The sequence below is a fragment of the Nostoc sp. LEGE 06077 genome, from assembly GCF_015207705.1.
Lineage (GTDB): Bacteria > Cyanobacteriota > Cyanobacteriia > Cyanobacteriales > Nostocaceae > Nostoc_B.
Window position 1 is genome coordinate 40,558 of record NZ_JADEWI010000024.1, and the last position, 16,588, is coordinate 57,145.

18 protein-coding genes are annotated in these 16,588 nt (G+C 41.7%); 5 read left to right on the forward strand and 13 right to left on the reverse strand.

Going from position 1 to position 16,588, the window contains the following annotated elements:
* The first annotated feature begins 88 nt into the window (after positions 1-88).
* The 5 genes from recO to IQ244_RS16555 all read left to right on the forward strand — a co-directional run bounded on the left by recO (position 89) and on the right by IQ244_RS16555 (position 5,348).
* Complete coding sequence (gene recO, locus IQ244_RS16535; RefSeq protein WP_193895957.1) at positions 89-1,000, forward strand: DNA repair protein RecO; 912 nt, start codon at positions 89-91, stop codon at positions 998-1,000.
* The gene (locus IQ244_RS16540) at positions 987-2,573 is read left to right on the forward strand and encodes an MFS transporter (protein WP_416209781.1); all 1,587 of its coding nucleotides are present in this window, start codon (positions 987-989) and stop codon (positions 2,571-2,573) included. The genes recO and IQ244_RS16540 overlap by 14 nt, the downstream gene beginning before the upstream one ends.
* Before the next feature lie 337 nt (positions 2,574-2,910).
* Positions 2,911-4,059, forward strand: coding sequence for a glycosyltransferase family 4 protein (locus tag IQ244_RS16545; protein WP_193895961.1), 1,149 nt, complete (start codon positions 2,911-2,913; stop codon positions 4,057-4,059).
* A gap of 30 nt (positions 4,060-4,089) precedes the next feature.
* The gene (locus tag IQ244_RS16550; RefSeq protein ID WP_193895963.1) at positions 4,090-4,716 is read left to right on the forward strand and encodes a Uma2 family endonuclease; all 627 of its coding nucleotides are present in this window, start codon (positions 4,090-4,092) and stop codon (positions 4,714-4,716) included.
* 50 nt (positions 4,717-4,766) lie between these two features.
* Positions 4,767-5,348: an SMI1/KNR4 family protein gene (locus IQ244_RS16555; protein ID WP_193895965.1), complete on the forward strand. Its 582-nt coding sequence runs from the start codon at positions 4,767-4,769 to the stop codon at positions 5,346-5,348.
* Positions 5,349-5,396: 48 nt separating this feature from the next.
* On the opposite strand, the gene IQ244_RS16560 is transcribed toward IQ244_RS16555, so the two are convergent.
* From IQ244_RS16560 to IQ244_RS16620, 13 genes are all read right to left on the reverse strand, one after another.
* The gene (locus tag IQ244_RS16560; RefSeq protein ID WP_193895967.1) at positions 5,397-6,122 is read right to left on the reverse strand and encodes a peptidase; all 726 of its coding nucleotides are present in this window, start codon (positions 6,120-6,122) and stop codon (positions 5,397-5,399) included.
* 10 nt (positions 6,123-6,132) lie between these two features.
* Positions 6,133-6,366, reverse strand: coding sequence for a preprotein translocase subunit SecG (gene secG / locus IQ244_RS16565; RefSeq protein ID WP_193895969.1), 234 nt, complete (start codon positions 6,364-6,366; stop codon positions 6,133-6,135).
* A gap of 180 nt (positions 6,367-6,546) precedes the next feature.
* Positions 6,547-8,145, reverse strand: a complete 1,599-nt coding sequence (gpmI, locus tag IQ244_RS16570) for a 2,3-bisphosphoglycerate-independent phosphoglycerate mutase (RefSeq protein WP_193895971.1) — start codon at positions 8,143-8,145, stop codon at positions 6,547-6,549.
* 213 nt (positions 8,146-8,358) lie between these two features.
* On the reverse strand, positions 8,359-10,053 hold the full coding sequence (locus tag IQ244_RS16575) for an ABC-F family ATP-binding cassette domain-containing protein (RefSeq protein ID WP_193895973.1): 1,695 nt from the start codon (positions 10,051-10,053) through the stop codon (positions 8,359-8,361).
* A 133-nt stretch (positions 10,054-10,186) separates the two neighbouring features.
* A complete protein-coding gene (locus IQ244_RS16580; RefSeq protein WP_193896052.1) occupies positions 10,187-10,978 on the reverse strand; it encodes an Rpn family recombination-promoting nuclease/putative transposase in 792 nt (263 codons plus the stop codon).
* A 34-nt stretch (positions 10,979-11,012) separates the two neighbouring features.
* Positions 11,013-11,513 carry a hypothetical protein gene (locus tag IQ244_RS16585; RefSeq protein WP_193895975.1) on the reverse strand — a complete coding sequence of 167 codons (501 nt, stop codon included), beginning with the start codon at positions 11,511-11,513 and terminating at the stop codon, positions 11,013-11,015.
* Positions 11,514-11,674: 161 nt separating this feature from the next.
* On the reverse strand, positions 11,675-12,775 hold the full coding sequence (gene prfA / locus IQ244_RS16590; RefSeq protein WP_193895977.1) for a peptide chain release factor 1: 1,101 nt from the start codon (positions 12,773-12,775) through the stop codon (positions 11,675-11,677).
* Between the two features lie 93 nt (positions 12,776-12,868).
* Positions 12,869-13,108, reverse strand: a complete 240-nt coding sequence (rpmE, locus tag IQ244_RS16595; protein ID WP_190588753.1) for a 50S ribosomal protein L31 — start codon at positions 13,106-13,108, stop codon at positions 12,869-12,871.
* A 123-nt stretch (positions 13,109-13,231) separates the two neighbouring features.
* Positions 13,232-13,648, reverse strand: coding sequence for a 30S ribosomal protein S9 (gene rpsI, locus IQ244_RS16600; RefSeq protein WP_015113404.1), 417 nt, complete (start codon positions 13,646-13,648; stop codon positions 13,232-13,234).
* On the reverse strand, positions 13,648-14,103 hold the full coding sequence (gene rplM / locus IQ244_RS16605) for a 50S ribosomal protein L13 (RefSeq protein ID WP_193895979.1): 456 nt from the start codon (positions 14,101-14,103) through the stop codon (positions 13,648-13,650). The genes rpsI and rplM overlap by 1 nt, the downstream gene beginning before the upstream one ends.
* A gap of 64 nt (positions 14,104-14,167) precedes the next feature.
* The gene (gene truA, locus IQ244_RS16610; protein ID WP_193895981.1) at positions 14,168-14,989 is read right to left on the reverse strand and encodes a tRNA pseudouridine(38-40) synthase TruA; all 822 of its coding nucleotides are present in this window, start codon (positions 14,987-14,989) and stop codon (positions 14,168-14,170) included.
* 60 nt (positions 14,990-15,049) lie between these two features.
* The gene (gene rplQ / locus IQ244_RS16615; RefSeq protein WP_193895983.1) at positions 15,050-15,400 is read right to left on the reverse strand and encodes a 50S ribosomal protein L17; all 351 of its coding nucleotides are present in this window, start codon (positions 15,398-15,400) and stop codon (positions 15,050-15,052) included.
* A 33-nt stretch (positions 15,401-15,433) separates the two neighbouring features.
* The gene (locus tag IQ244_RS16620) at positions 15,434-16,381 is read right to left on the reverse strand and encodes a DNA-directed RNA polymerase subunit alpha (RefSeq protein ID WP_193895985.1); all 948 of its coding nucleotides are present in this window, start codon (positions 16,379-16,381) and stop codon (positions 15,434-15,436) included.
* Between the last annotated feature and the right edge of the window lie 207 nt (positions 16,382-16,588).

Below are 16,588 nucleotides of genomic sequence, written 5' to 3' on the forward strand. Positions count from 1 at the left end.
GCATTGGAAAGCTTCTCCAGTTTGTCGCAAGTGGTGTTCTTCGCTCTCAGCTAATGACTAAAGACTAAAGACTGATGGCCAATGACTGATGAGTAAAACTTATAAAGCAACTGGTATTAATTTAAAAACTCAGGTGCTGGGAGAGTCAGACAGGATAGTGACAATTTTGACACGAGAGTTCGGTCTGATTCGAGCCGTTGCTCCAGGCGCACGCAAACACAACTCTAGCCTTGGTGGTCGGAGTGGGATGTTTGTGGTCAATGAATTACTGATTGCGAAAGGGCGATCGCTCGATAAAATTACTCAAGCTCAGACATTAAAAACATATCCTGGTTTAGCTAAAGATTTAGGAAAATTAGCCGCAAGCCAGTATTTAGCAGAAATAGCTATATGTCAGGCTTTAAGTGAACAACCCCAAGAAGAACTTTATGAGTTACTTAATGAACACCTTCACCACTTAGAAATTCTGCCGAAAGCTGAAACATCAGCCATTTACGCATATCTAGCCCTGGGAGTGTTTCAACTTTTAGTCTTGGCGGGACTGACTCCTCAAATCCAAGTATGTTGTTTAACTCAAGATTCCCTAAAACCAGACTTTGCCAATCCCAACTGGCAAGTAGGATTTAGTGTTCCTACTGGTGGGGTGATTTGTTTGGAGGCGTGGGAAAATTTACGCAGAAAGCAGGAGATAGAAAGATGGGAAAATAGAGATAATTCCCAATCTCCCCCATCCGCAAATTCTCTTATTCCTCGTTACGAGACTGTTGTCCATCGCCAAGAAATTCCAGTTATTTCTTATCGTCTGAGCGCTACAGAATTCGCTCTCCTCCAACAACTGTCACAACCAGAGATAATGCAAATTGATGGAATTAGAGATAATGGCTGGTTATCTATTGAGCAGATTTTACGTCAGTATGCTCAGTATCATTTAGGCCACTCTATTCGCTCCGCAACCCTGATCGATTCTTATTTTGCTGCCAACCATGATGCAACCATCTGATTTGGATAGAAAAATCCTACCTTTATCACCAAGCCATACGAAAAAACAGAGTAGGCCTACAACTCCTTCTGTGACCAATCATTTGAAATCGGTTCCCCCATCTACAAATAGTCAAATTTCCAACCAAGAAATTTCTCAACCAGATATTTCGAGCAATGGGAAACAGTTGACATCAGAAAAATCCATCAATGTTGCTCCAAGCAACAAGGAGCAGAGTTTGCCAGTAGACGCTGCACCAGAAAAAGCAGCTTGGAACGGCTCTGGTGGTGAAGCGAAATCAGGAAATTTACAACAGGAGGGATTCTTCCCTGTATTAAAAAACCCGAATTTCCTAGCACTTTGGGGTGGCCAAGTATTTTGCCAACTGGCTGATAAAGTGTATCTAGTATTAATGATTGCTTTAATTAATACGCAGTTTCAAGCAGGTAGTCAAAGCATCAGTGCTTGGGTATCAACGTTAATGATGGCATTTACAATTCCCGCAGTATTGTTTGGTTCTGTCGCTGGGGTGTTTGTAGACCGTTGGTCGAAGAAAGCCGTATTGGTAGCCACAAATATTTGGCGTGGCCTTTTAGTCTTCGCAATTCCTTTTTTGTTGTGGTTAACCCATGATTGGCAACCCATCGGAGTTTTGCCAGTAGGTTTTGCTATTATTCTGGGCGTGACTTTTTTAGTTTCTACACTGACACAGTTTTTTGCCCCAGCAGAACAAGCGGCAATTCCCTTAGTAGTGGAAGAACAGCATTTACTTTCGGCGAATTCCCTTTACACAACAACGATGATGGCATCGGTGATTATTGGCTTTGCCATCGGGGAGCCAATTTTAGCGATCGCAGATAGTATCTGGGCGCAGTTTGGTGGTAGTAATGGACTGGGTAAAGAAATTTTAGTGGGGGGCAGTTATGCGATCGCTGGCATAATTTTAATGTTGCTATCCACAAAGGAGAAACCCCACCCCCCCGACACCGAATTTCCTCACGTTTTTTCTGATTTAAAAGATGGTTTTGCTTACCTCAAAGACAATCATCACGTTCGGAATGCTTTAGTTAGACTGATTATTTTATTTTCTGTATTTGCCGCTTTAACTGTTTTAGCAGTGCGGATGGCAGAAGTAATTCCTAATTTAAAAGCCTCGCAATTTGGCTTTTTACTAGCAGCAGGTGGTGTGGGTATTGCTGCTGGCGCGACAATTCTCGGTCAGTTTGGGCAACGCTTCTCCTATTCTCAACTGGGGTTGTATGGTTGTTTAGGAATGGCAGCATCTTTAATTGGTTTAGCCTTATTTACTACACAATTATGGCTAGTCCTATTATTTATAGCGATATTGGGTATTTTTGGGTCATTAGTGGGAATTCCCATGCAAACGGCGATTCAAACAGAAACTCCCCCAGAAATGCGCGGTAAAGTTTTTGGACTGCAAAACAATGTAATTAATATTGCTTTGACTTTACCTTTAGCACTGGCAGGTGTAGCGGAAACCTTTGTGGGGTTGAAAGCAGTTTTTCTGGGACTAGCTGCGATCGTCTTTTTTGGTGGTATCTTAACCTGGTATAACTCCCGTCAGTATTTATAAACAGATTGCTGCATCGCTTGACAAAAGCCAGAATTTATTATTGACTTTGATTTCATGATAAAATGAACTCAGCAATAATTTAGTACCTAACTCGCTGGGAATAAACCTGAGATTACATCGAACTAAGTTGTATTCCAAGTGAAAAGTTCGCAACTTATTCATTAAAATAAACCAACCCGATAATCTATTGTTTTCATCAGCTGATAGGCAGTTTGATCAATAGTTTATATTGGTGTTTTTTAGTTCAGCATCATCAAGTAAAATCAGGAAAAATTAAATCCAGCTGAGGCGCAAAACTAATAAATAAAACTAGCTTTCTTAGAACTAACTTTAAAGAATGCGTATAGCCTGGATTGGAAAAAAATCACCCTTTTGTGGCAACGTCACCTACAGTCGAGAGATAACGAATGCTTTATTAGACAGGGGACATGAAGTTAGTTTTCTTCACTTCGCCCAAGAAGAACCTGAACCAGACAACTGGCCAAAATTCCAAGAAGTATCTTTACCTTTCATTTATAAGTCTCAAGTTTATACAATTCCGGCGCTCAAAGCGACAAAAGTTTTAACAGAATCCTTAAGAGAAATCAAGCCAGATATAGTTCACGCTTCCTTAACTTTATCGCCGCTTGACTTTGTTTTACCAGAAATTTGTGAACAACTAAATTTACCTTTAATTGCTACTTTCCATACACCGTTTGCAGGTAAAGGCGCAAAACTCATATCAGGAACGCAGCTGATAGCCTATCAGTTATATGCACCTTTTTTAGATAACTATCATCGGGTGATTGTATTTTCGCAAATTCAGCGAGAACTACTTGCACGTATGGGTGTACGGGAAGAAAATATCGCTGTTATTCCCAATGGAGTAGATACAGTTAAATATTCTCCAGGATATTCCACTATTAAAACCGAATTTAAAACTGAACGTTTATTTGTCTACCAAGGAAGGATCGCCCCAGAAAAAAATGTTGAAGCTTTGCTGCGGGCTTGGAAACAGTCAGATATGGGGTCAGAGAGTAAGTTATTAATTGTTGGCGATGGCCCTTTAAGACCTTCCTTAGAGCAATTCTATGGTGCAGAATATGGCATCTTTTGGTTAGGTTTTGTAGCGGAAGAAGAACGACGCGTCAATATATTAAGGGGTGCAGATGTATTTATTTTGCCTTCTTTGGTAGAAGGGTTGTCTCTGTCTTTATTAGAAGCAATGTCTAGTGGAGTAGCTTGTATAGCTACAGATGTAGGTGCAGATGGGGAAGTATTGGAAAAAGGGGCTGGTATAGTTTTAAGTACTAAGACAGTGCGATCGCAATTAAAAACCCTTTTACCACTGTGTCAAGACCATCCAGAATTAACAACTCTACTAGGACAAAAAGCGAGAAATCGTGTTTTAGAACGCTATACCCTCACGAAAAATATTACACAGCTAGAAGAATTGTATAAGGAAGTTTTAGTACAGCGGCCTGTACATCTGAGTTGGGGAGCTTAAAAAGTTCATCCCTAAACCAACGTAAAAATCATGACACAATCTCTCCAAAAAATATTTACATTTGATGAATTCTTAGATTTTTTGGCAACGCAACCAGAGAATATTCGTTATGAATTACACGATGGAGATATTATTCAAATGCCGCCACCACCAGGGCAACATGAGCAAATAGTGGCATTTTTAACAATGATTTTAGGGTATGAGTGTCTTCGTCTGAGACTTAATTACGGTATACCTAAAACTGCTACAGTGAAGCCAGAAAATAAAACATCAGGGTATTATCCAGATGTTTTATTAATGAATTTTTCTAACTTGAGCAATGAACCACTGTGGGAGAAACAATCAGTCCTGAGTTACCCAGATTCAATCCCATTAGTAATTGAAGTAGTCAGCACTAATTGGAGAGATGATTATCATAAAAAGTTTGCTGACTATGAAGAAATGGGTATCCAAGAATATTGGATTGTGGATTATGCAGCTTTGGGTAGTAAGGAATTGATAGGCGACCCCAAACAGCCAACAATCACAATTTACTATTTAAGTGATGAGGGAGAATATCGTGGTAAACAGTTTAGAGGCGATGACCGTATAGAGTCGCCAACATTCTTAGATTTAAATCTCACTGTTAAGCAAATTTTGCACTGTGTTATTGAGTGATAGAAGTGCATCCTTTTAAACGGATGGTGAGCGAACTGATACTATATATTATGTCGCTACTTACACAAACGCTAGAAAGAATTTTGGTGTGGCTGCAAGCTAACTGTCCATCAGTTGCGTCATTTCCTTATCCAGGATTGACGAATGAACAAATTCAAGAACTAACCAAAGATTTACCTTTTAAACTACCAAGAGAAGTAAAAGAACTTTATCAATGGCGTAATGGTACTTTGCATGGCCAGGGCTTCTTTCCATTTTCAGTATTCTATTCTTTAGAAGAATCTTTGGATTTTTACTATAAAACTGTAAAGTATCAGCCAGATGACACTCTGTTAATGGCTTCCCGAAATAGCCTGATACTCTTTAGTACAGACAAGTCATTTTTCTTTGTAGTTGCTGATGAGGAAAATAATAATACTTCTCAAGTGTGGGTCGTATACACTGGTGATCATCCTGTAATCTGTTACACTAGTTTGACAAATTTAATATTAATGATGGCAGATTGCTATGAAAGTGGAGCTTACTATGTTGGCTCTTCTGGGTTTTTAGAAGAAGGCAGAACCAAATCTGATTCTTTTTTCTGTAAATACCATCCAGGAATTGAAAATAGACCTGACTTGGGTTTGTATTAAGTTTTTCAATTTTTATAGTAAAAGTATTAAATTTTTCTATTCAAAATTTTATAAATTCCACCCTAGGCTGGTGGGCTGTTGATAAACTCGCTTCAAAGTATTTACATCTCTAGCTGAAATAGTTGGTGGGTTGCGGACTTGAGAAAAATATAAAGCATCAGTTTGTAATGTACTATGACCCCAAATTCCCAAGGCGTGGCCGAGTTCATGGCGTGCAGCAGCAAGGACATAATTACCTGTCTGACTAGGACTCAAGAGAATAGTAAAACGGTGCAATAAAACGTTATTGTTGGTATACAACTGGTATGTAGTTAAAGCAGAACGCGCACGGGGAATTTTTTTATCTGGTGATAATTGTAATGGTGGTGCTTTCCTCTCAATTTTGATATCAGCAATTTCTGGCTTTTCTACTAATGTTAAAGGCAAATAAACACTCCATTCCTGTACAGCCTGCACAATACTTTTTACCCATGTTTCTGCTTGTTGATTACTAATAGTTTTTGGTCGTTCTACATATACTCGAACCGGAAATTGTGACCAAATTAAATAACCCACTTCAGTTGTTGCGACTTGAGAAAAGTAATCACCACTATTTTGACTATCTTTCAACTGAAGCAGTGTAGCTGGTAGGGGATGAAGTTTTGGGGTAGGTGGAGATACGGCGCTGGATGGAAAATTCGCCAAAATAATTAACAGCCCTGTACTTATAGTTAAGACAAGGGCTGTTAGAAATTTTCTAATATTTAACATTGGGTTTAGGGCGATTTTCCCCATTTCCCTATCCTTATTTGGGTAGCCAACCTGCACTTAAAACCACTGTTAAGCCGAGAAAAATGACTGTCAAAGCCCAAGTAATTCGGTTTAAAGTATTTTCTGCACTCTTGGTACTGCTAAATAATTGGGCTTGTCCACCAATAGCACCAATCCCATCACCTTTAGGGCTATGCAGTAATACTAAAACAATTAGTCCAAGGGCGGCTAATGACCAAACAATTTGTACGATATTTGTAGCTGTCATGTTAGCAATCTCATTTATAGTGGTTTGAAAAAAGATGTGGGAAGTTAAGGGTGACAAAGATTTTAGTTCATTACTTGATAACTCTTAACTCCCAATATTCTTACCATCATCAGTTTTGAGGACTGAGTGCTATGTAAAGTCAAAATTACTCAGCACTCAGCATTTTCAACTCAGCACTTTTTACAGACCAATTGGCATAGGGGTACGATCGCGTTTTATGTCAAATTCAATTGGTTTGACGAGCGATCGCCCGGTCATTTCTGGTGGCTGAGGCAGCTGTAAAATATCCAGAATGGTGGGTGCAATGTCGGCCAGGTTGCCATCGCTACGCAGTTCGACATTTGTCCCATGTCCCGGAATTTTTGCTTTTTCGCCTTCCACCAAAATCAAGGGTACTGGGTTGGTAGTATGCGCCGTCCAGGAATTACCCTCTTCATCTAGCATATACTCAGCATTGCCGTGGTCGGCGGTAATAATTGTTGTTCCGCCGGCTTTGATAATGCTTTCTAAAAGGCGACCCACGCAGCGATCAACTTCTTCAATGGCGGTGATTGTGGCTGGTATTTGACCAGTATGCCCTACCATGTCTGGGTTAGCATAGTTAATCACAACGAGAGAGTATATACCTTTTTGAATGGCAGTGATCGCTACATCTGTGACGGCGGCGGCTGACATAATTGGGGCTTTGTCGTAGGTCGCTACCATTGGACTACTAACCAGTTCTCGGTCTTCCCCTGGAAAAGGTTCTTCTAAACCGCCGTTAAAGAAGTAAGTAACGTGGGCGTATTTTTCGGTTTCCGCAGTACGCAACTGTTTCAGACCATGATTCGCAATTACTTCACCGAGAATATTAGTTAAATTCTGCGGCTCGAAAGCTACTGTTACTGGTAGGTCTGAATCGTACTGGGTAAAAGTAACAAAGGATATTGGCTGAATTTGCTTGCGTTCAAAGCCTGTAAATTCAGAACTGATAAAGGCTTGAGTTAATTGTCTAGCACGGTCAGGGCGGAAGTTAAAGAATATTACCCCATCTCCTGGTTCAACTGCACCAGGAGCAATGCGAACTGGGTTAATAAACTCGTCTGTCACCCCTTCGGCGTAAGATGCTTGCAAGACTTGTACAGCTGTGCGCCCATCGCCTGCGCCATCTTGGGTCATGACATCATAAGCCCGTTTGACTCGATCCCAACGGCGATCGCGATCCATCGCGTAGTAACGGCCGCTGAGGGTAGCGATGCGTCCAATTCCCACGCGATCGATGTAATCTTGCAGTTGTTGAATCGCTTTGATCCCTTCGCTGGGGGAAGTATCCCGACCATCAGCGATCGCATGGATACAAACTTCTGAAATTCGCTGTTCCTTGGCTAAGTCAAGTAGTCCGAACAGGTGGGTGATATGCGAGTGTACCCCTCCATCAGAACAAAGACCCACTAAGTGCAACTTGCCATTTTGAGAACGAACTTCCTGGCAAATTTTGACCAGTGCAGGGTTACTGAGGATTGAACCGTCTTCTACTGCATCGGAGATGCGTACAAGCTCTTGTGGAACAACTCGCCCAGCGCCAATATTCAAATGACCAACTTCTGAGTTACCCATTTGACCATCTGGCAAGCCTACGGCTTTTCCTGATGTGCGGATGAGGGTGTGCGGGTACGCCACCCACAAGCTGTCCATAATCGGCGTTTTCGCCGCCACAATAGCGTTTCCTCGCGTCTCCTCGCAGTAGCCCCATCCGTCTAAAATGACTAGCACCACAGGAGCAACAGGTGCCTTGGTCATAATAAAATTGCCCTTTACTTTTTGTAATACCCGAATGATACCACTGCTAACCACAGCTGCAAGTGAATTTCTGCTTATTAACTTGTTTTATAACTTATTGAGAGATTTTTTAGATTTTTTTTACTTTTTGCAACTGTTACATATATTTTGTGATATTCCATGTTGGTTAATCAGTTAGTAGTAAACCTAGGATGCTACTACTAACTTGATATTTTATTTTTTCTTACTGCCAGCCTTGGCCGCTTTGGCTGCTTTCTTAGCAGCTTTTTCCGCAGCTATAGTATCTAATTTTGCTTGTTCTTTTTCTTCAGCGATTTTATCCAGGTAGTAGTGATAATCTCCTAAATAAACTCGGAATTCACCATCCCGAATTTCCACAATTTTGTTAGCTACCTGAGAAATAAAATAACGGTCGTGGGAAACTACAATTGCCGTCCCATCATAGTTTTGCAGAGCTTCTTCCAACATTTCTTTTGCGGGAATATCTAGATGGTTGGTAGGCTCATCTAAAATCAGCAAATTGGCTGGACGCAAGAGCATTTTTGCCAAGGCTAAACGTGCTTTTTCTCCTCCACTTAAGGCTTCAACACATTTAAATACAGTGTCACCAGTGAATAAGAATTTGCCTAGAAGGGTGCGGACTTCTTCGTTTTTCCAGTCAGGAACTTCATCATGAATAGTCTCCATAACTGTCTTTTTCAAGTCCAAAGCTTCGGCTTGATTTTGCTCAAAGTAACCAGGAATCACATTATGATCACCTAAGCTAACAGTACCTTCGGTGGCTGGTTCCGTACCCATAATTATTCGCAATAGGGTAGATTTTCCTGCACCGTTGGGGCCTAAAAAGGCAATGCGATCGCCTCTTTCAATCAGCAGATTCGCTCCCAGAAATAAGATTTTATCATCGTAGGTATGAGTTAAATCCTTGATGGTCACAACCTCCCGTCCACTGCGAGGTGCTGGAGGAAACCGAAAATGCAGAGTTCTGACTCCACCAATGGGTGCTTCGATGCGCTCAATTTTGTCTAATTGTTTTTCCCGGCTTTTGGCTTGGGTACTGCGGGTAGCACTGGCGCGGAATCGATCAACAAAGGCTTGTTGTTTCTCCAGTTCTTTTTGCTGACGTTCGTAAGCACTCAGTTGTGCTGATTGATTTTCGGCTTTTTGTTGCAAGTACGCCGTGTAGTTACCGAGGTAAGTGCTAGAAACACCACGTTCAGTTTCGACAATTTGCGTGCAGAGGCGGTCTAAAAATTCTCGGTCATGGGAAACTATCACCATCGGCGTTGTTAAGCCTTTGAGGTAAGTTTCTAGCCACTCGATGGTTTCTAAGTCTAAATGGTTTGTCGGCTCGTCTAACAGCAGTAAATCGGGTGCTTGCAGCAGAATTTTACCCAAACTCATCCGCATTTGCCAACCACCAGAGAAAGCACTGACGAGGCGATCGCCATCTTCTTGGTCAAATCCCATCTCTGGTAAAATCTTGCCGATGCGTGCTTCTAAACCGTAACCATCCAAAGCTTCAAACTGACGCTGCAAACGATCCAACTTGTGAATTAGTCGATCCAGTTCCTCTGGTGTCGCAGTTTGCATATCGTGTTGCACTTGCGTCAGAGATAACTGTACTTCGTTTGCTTCTTTAAATACTGTCCAAAATTCTTCTCTAACGGTGCGGCTGGGATCGACTTCAAACTCTTGATTGAGGTAAGCGATATGTAAACTAGCAGGACGAATGATTTCGCCAGCGGTAGGTTCCATTTCCCCAGAGATAATTTTCAACTGGGTAGATTTTCCCGCACCGTTAACGCCGACTAAGCCAATGCGATCGCCTGGTTTGACTTCCCAGTTGATATCCTTGAGGACTTCGCCTGTTGGATAAATTTTACTGATATGTTCGAGTCGCAGCATCGAGTTTCTCTCAGGTAGGAAATAGATAGTTAAGGACGAAGTACCAACACCGTGTCCAATATTAACAAAAATTAACCAAGAATTCCTCCTAGTAAGTTGTAATTAACCTCAACTACCACTGAATTTTGGTTACTTACAAATTTTGTGCAGCTTGCTTTACTTCTTCAATACTTAAACTAAGCTCCTCCGCTACTTGTTCCACTGTCAAACCTAGTTTCAAAAAGCGAGCGACCATTCTTAGCTTTTCTTGACGCTGACCTTCTTCCTTCCCTTCCTGAAAAACATCCTGAAAATATCTGGTATTTTTTAATTCACTGATGCTAAACATTTTCTCCATCTCCTCTTTAGTCATCGTGGGAAACTTGTATAACAAGATAGTCTCTATTAATTGTAATAATTGCTGTTGTTTTATTGGTGAGTTTATTTCTAATCTTGTCCTTTCTACTAACTCCCTAGCCTCTATGATTGCCGTGTCTTCAGATGTGACAATTAATTTAACAGTTGCAATGCCAATTGGTAGTGATGGTTCAGAGCTTAATTCATCCAGATAAATACGCCTAACTCGCTGACTGATAAAAAATTCTCTGTAGTGTTTGATATCTCCTGTGTCTACACTTCTGCTTGGGTATAAAACAACAGCACTCCAATCATTGACAGGCTGATTTTGACGCAAATATAAGCATATTTCGGCAATCAAGCGCGAATAAATCTTTGTATCTGCTTGAAACTGCACTTCCACAAAGTAAATTGGCTGATCCATTGCAACATTCGGAACAAATACACCATCAATTCTGAATGCTGTTTGTTTAATTTCAACTGACGAAAATTGGTAAATACTAGCAGTATCAGGAGAATCCCCAATCAGTTCAAAGAAGATATCGGGAAATTCTTGAAATAGGCGGTAAAATACGCTGTCTGTTTTCACAGATGGATAAGACGAGATAATTTTACATAAATAATTATGTACCTGTTTGTGCTTCTTCACCATCCCGCACTTCTTGGACGCGTTCTTTCGATATCCCTAATACTCGTGATATCGGTGCTAACAAATTATCATCAATAGGTTCTCCAGCATAAATATTATTGAGTTCTGGAGGAGAAATTTTAAAAGTATCGCAGAATTTAGCAAATTCCTGATTGTTGAGGTCAAGTTCTTTTTGTCGCTCTTGTAATAACAGTGCGATCGCTCTTGTCCCATATTTAGGACGTTCACTAACTTTGATATATTTTTGTACTAAATAATTAACCTTACTTGTATCGCCACCAGTCTTTTTTAGTAAATCACTACAAGCTTTTTTGAGAGCTTTTTTTAAAACTTCTTCTTCATTTAAAAAATAAAGAATTTCATTCACATATTCTTGCTTAAAGAAACCAACTAAACTACCTTTATGATAAATAGGTATATAAGATGTTTCTGCATTAGATTGCCAATCTGAAGGTTCGTTACGTAGCAAGGACATAGCTGCACCTATAAAAATTTAATGCTCACCATTTTAAAACTATTTATATGTGTGTAACTATGTATATTTGCTGAAACAAGTTCAACTTAAAAAACCGTCTGTGCATTAAAGATAAAAACACACCAGACGGTTTTCAGTTAAATTAATTTTCAAAACCAAGGTTAGTTCATATTTCCAGAAGTTGCTAACTCCGCTAACCGTTCTTGCTGATCTTGAGAGATGCAAGATTGAATCACAGTCTCTAAATCACCTTCCAGAACAGGGTTTAAGGAGAAGTTTTGACCTAAGCGGTGGTCGGTGACGCGGTTATCTTTATAGTTATAAGTGCGAATCTTTTCCGATCGCGATCCTGTACCAACTTGCGATCGCCGCATGGAAGTTACTTCCTCTTGTTGTTCGCGTAACTTCATTTCGTACAGTTTCGCCCGCAAAATTTGCATCGCCCGTTCTTTGTTTTGCAACTGGCTGCGTTCTTCTGTACAGAAAATTCGTATTCCTGTTGGTTTGTGCATTAAGTCAACGGCTGTTTCCACCTTGTTGACGTTTTGTCCACCAGCACCGCCAGAACGAGCCGTGGTCATTTCAATATCTTTGGGGTCAATGTGAATTTCCACCTCATCCACTTCTGGCATAATTGCGATCGTGGCTGTAGATGTGTGAACCCGTCCACCAGCCTCGGTGACTGGTACACGCTGTACGCGATGCACTCCAGCTTCAAACTTTAACTGGCTGTAAACGTTGTCACCTTTAATTTCTAAAATGACTTCTTTCCAACCGCCCATTTCTCCCAAAGATTCACTGACTAGGGAAACTTTCCAACCTTGAGTTTGAGCATAACGAGTATACATCCGCATCAAGTCGCCAGCCCAGATACTCGCTTCATCACCACCAGTTCCAGCACGAATTTCCAACATGATATTCTTTTCATCATTGGGATCGCGGGGGAGTAATAATACTTTTAAGCGAGCTTCTAAGTATGCTATTTTTTCTTCTAATTCACTAACTTCCACTGCGGCCATTTCTTGCATTTCTGGGTCACTGGCGGCTTCTTTATAAACCTGACGCGCTCCAATTAAGTCTTCTTGGGCTATTTTCCAAGTTTCATAGGTATTCACTACCTCTTCCAAAGAAGAACGAGCCTTAGCTATTTGTTGATACTCATCTGGGTTTTTTGCGGTATCTGGGTCAGCAAGGCGGCGTGTCAGTTCATTAAAGGTTTGTTCAACAGATTTTAATTTCTCCAGCAGGTATGTTTCAGCCATAAAAGCGATCGCTCCTTCAAATAACAACTTGGCTCAAAAAATGACAATCGACCCAGCATTCGCAGGGTCGTCGTTAACAGCAGAGCCAAACCGCTACTTTTTCTTTTTGTCGCCGGAGCCTTGCTCGCTTGATTTGCCGTATTTCCGCAGGAAGCGTTCTACGCGACCTTCGGTATCGATAATCTTTTGAGTACCAGTATAAAAAGGGTGATTTCCAGACCAAACGTCTACGTGCAATTCTGGCTTGGTAGAACCAATAGTCATAACGACTTTACCGTTGCAGTAAACTTTAGCATCTGGATACCACTGGGGATGAATATCAGGTTTAGCCATTGTTCCTTTTGTGGTGAATCTATATAAATTATAACTTTCTGATGTGGTTAAAGATGCGGGTGAAGAAGTCAAAAGATAAAACGCTGCTGACTTTTGACTTTTCCGTACCCAAAATCCAGTAACTTATCGTTTTGAGTATTGAGGAGCTTTCCGAGCTTTGTGCAAACCGTATTTTTTGCGCTCTTTGGCTCGCGGATCACGGGTGAGATAACCTTCGGTTTTCAAAGGTGAGCGATTTTCTGGGTCTAGTTGGCACAAGGCACGGGCAACACCCAAACGGATCGAATCAGCTTGACCCGTCAAACCACCGCCTTCAGCTTTGACCAAGATGTCATATTCGCTTTCTAAGCCTAATGTTTCTAGGGGCGCTTTAATGACTCCCAAGTAATTCGCATTGAATTGGAAGTATAAATCCCCTGACTTGCCATTGACTGTCAATTGACCGCTACCAGGCACCAGACGTACTCGTGCGACTGCGGATTTACGGCGGCCAGTACCCCAGTAAACGGCACGACCGCTATTGGCTTCTGCTACTACCATTAACTTTCTTCTCCAGGAATTGTACTAATCTTTAATTCTTTAGGTTGTTGAGCTTCGTGGGGATGTGTCGGCCCAGCATAAACTTTGAGCTTGGTAAACAACTGTCTACCCAAGCTATTTTTAGGTAGCATACCTTTAATTGCTTGTTCTATAATCCTTTCGGGTACGCGCTGTTGCAGCTTGGCAAAAGTTTCGGTCTTCATCCCACCAGGACGACCAGAATGGCGGCGATAAAGTTTTTGAGTCCGTTTTTTACCTGTGACTGCAATTTTCTCGGCGTTAATCACAATCACAAAGTCACCAGTGTCCATGTGAGGTGTATATTCAGGTTTCTTTTTGCCGCGGAGAATCATAGCGATTTCGGTAGCGAGGCGGCCGAGACGTTGGTCGGTAGCATCTACTACGTACCAATCATGCTCAAGTGAAGCTTGAGGCGGAAGGTAGGTTTTACTCATTTTTGTTTGTCCTTTGTAATTTGTCCTTTGTCATTAGTCATTACTAATGACCAATGACTAATGACTAAAAACTAAATTTTGGCTGCGTATCATACCAAACATCGCCAGAAAAAGGAAAATCAGGATAGCCGACTCGCAACAAGCACAAACCTTGAGCGGGGGCGGCGTATTTTACTTCTTCTCGGCGCTCTTCTTGCCAAATTTCCGTGAAATTAGCAAGTGTTCGCTGTCCAGCGCCTACTTGTACTAGCATCCCTACTAGTAACCTAACCATGCCATATAAAAATCCATCGGCTTGGATTTCAATATGAATCAATGAGCCGTTGCGATCGCATTCTGCGGCTTGTACCTCTACCCAAGAATGCGATCGCTTGGAACCTGCACGGTGAAAGGCTGCCAAATGATGCTTACCCAGCAGAGGTTTCATGGCAGACTGGATTAAAAATTCATCCAGCGGCTCATGATAATAATGCCAACTGAAGGGCTTAACGAACAAATTGGGTCGTTTCTCAGTGTATATCGTGTAGCGGTATCGCCGATAAGCTGCGCTAAAACGAGCGTGCCAGGCGTTACTTACGGCTGCTGAAGCTCTGATGATAATGTCTGGCGGCAGATAACTATTGAGAACGGTTGCCCATTTGTGAGGCGGAATTAAACCTGTAGCATCGAAATGGGCTACTTGTGCAGCAGCATGAACTCCAGCATCAGTACGTCCTGCACCATGCAGTGTCACATGATAACCAAGAATACTCGCGATCGCTGTTTCGATTTCTTCTTGAACTGTCCGCTGTGCCTTTTGCCGTTGCCAGCCATGAAAATGAGTTCCTAGGTATTGAATTACCAAGGCTACTCTTTGAGTTTGTTTAGGCTGGCTAATTTCTTGCATACAAATTTTGTGTCATTCGTCATTCGTCTAAATAATTTTGACTTTTGACTTTTGACTTACTTACACCAGTTCAATAATTGCCATTTCCGCATGATCTCCACGCCGAGGTACAGTATGCAGAATGCGGGTGTAACCACCACTGCGATTACCATACCGAGTAGGAGCTTGCTCAAACAAAGCATGAACCAGTTGTTTATCGTATATGTAACCTAAAGCTGCCCGACGTGATGCTAAAGAGCCGTCTTTAGCTAAGGTAATCATTTTATCTACTTCACTTCGCAGGGCTTTCGCTCTAATCAAAGTGGTGGTAATTCGACCATGACGAATTAGCTCAGTGGCTAAGGTACGCAGGAGAGCGCGACGCTGGTCAGCTGGTTTACCAAGTTTTTTAACCCGACAACGGTGACGCATAATAGTGGACTATGAACTATGAAAGGTTTTGCTTTAGTTGTGTTTGGAGCTTCTTTCTTGCGGTAGGGTAATCCCCAAACGTCGTTGCAGGGCTTCTACAACCTCTTCCGCTGATTTTTGACCAAAGTTTTTAATTTCTAACAGATCTTCTTGGGTAAAATCCAATAAATCTGCCACAGAATTAACTTGTGCGCGTTTGAGACAGTTATATGCGCGCACAGAAAGTTGCAATTCTTCGATGGGGATCTGAGCGGTTGGGTCGTCTGGAATATCCGAACCAATATCTGTTGGTTCTAAAGAAATATCTTTCAGCGGGTTGAATAAATCTACCAGAATACTGGCTGCTGAAGATAGTGCTTCTTGAGGAGAGAGACTGCCATTTGTCCAAACTTCTAATAACAGTCTGTCTTTTGTAATTGAGCCATCTACCCGTGCTTCTTCAACACTGTAGTTAACTTTTCGCACTGGCATAAATACCGAGTCGATTTGCAAGAAGTCCAAAGATGTAGCTTCTTCTCTTCCTCGTTCTACAGTGCGATAACCCTTGCCTCGTTCGATCCGAAATTCCATTTCCAGCTTACCGCCCTCAGCCAGGGTAGCAACATATTGGGTAGGATCAACGACTTCTACTTCACTAGGTAAATCAAAATGGGCTGCTGTCACTGTTGCTGGCCCAGTAACAAGCAATCTGCCAATTTGGGCTTGGGAAGAATAGCTTTTGAGAATAACTTCTTTCATTCTCATCAAGATTTCTAGCACGTCTTCCCGCACACCAGGAACTGTGGCAAACTCGTGTGTTACACCCGCAATTCGTACTGCGGTAACAGCTGTTCCTTCCAAATTTGACAGTAACACCCGTCTGAGTGCATTACCAACAGTTGTGCCTTGACCACGCTCTAGGGGTTCTAAGACAAACTTACTGTAATGGCTCCGACTTTCCTCTGTACTAGACTCTACACATTCAATTTGAAACTGCGCCACGGAGTAGCCTCCCTTGATTAAGGTGCTGCTAGCAATTAATTGCCTATTCAATTTACTTTTGCCCTGAACTTTCTTCAGGTTGATCAAACTGCCAAAATCCCAGGCTGTATCGGATCTCCTGATTCAGGGGCGATTATCCATATATATGGCGTTTTAGAAAGTACAGTAGCTCTCCCCCTGAGAAGAGCTAACTGGCTTTTTAACGCC